1 protein-coding gene is annotated in these 519 nt (G+C 47.4%); it reads left to right on the top strand.

The genetic code is table 11. The annotated features are described in order from the left end of the window. A partial coding sequence (locus R7R78_RS29440; protein WP_225475003.1) for an undecaprenyl-diphosphate phosphatase occupies positions 1 to 519 on the top strand: 519 nt, incomplete at both ends.

Below are 519 nucleotides of genomic sequence, written 5' to 3'. Positions count from 1 at the left end.
TGATTTATTTCCGCCACGAAGTGATCACTTTATTCCGAGCATTGTTTGCTTCGATCTTCAAAGGTGACCGCAGTAAAGAAGCAAAACTGGCATGGATGATCGTGATCGCGACGATTCCGGCGTGTGTGTTCGGTTTGCTGATGAAAGACGTTATCGAAGTCTACCTGCGCAGTGCCTATGTGATTGCGACAACCACCATCGTATTCGGTTTGTTGCTTTGGTGGGTGGATAAGAATGCCAAGCTTGTTGCCGATGAGTACCAAACTGGCTGGAAGAAAGCGGTGTTTATTGGTATTGCTCAAGCACTTGCGATGATTCCTGGGACTTCACGTTCTGGCGCAACGATCACTGCCGCTCTATATTTGGGCTTCACTCGTGAAGCGGCAGCGCGTTTTTCATTTTTGATGTCGATTCCTATCATCACATTAGCTGGTAGCTACTTGGGCATGAAGCTGGTTACCAGCGGTGAGCCTGTGCACGTTGGCTTTTTGCTGACTGGTATTCTGACTTCATTTATTA

The organism is Vibrio sp. 2134-1 (genome assembly GCF_033339495.1).
This window is presented reverse-complemented; position numbering and strand designations above follow the sequence as displayed.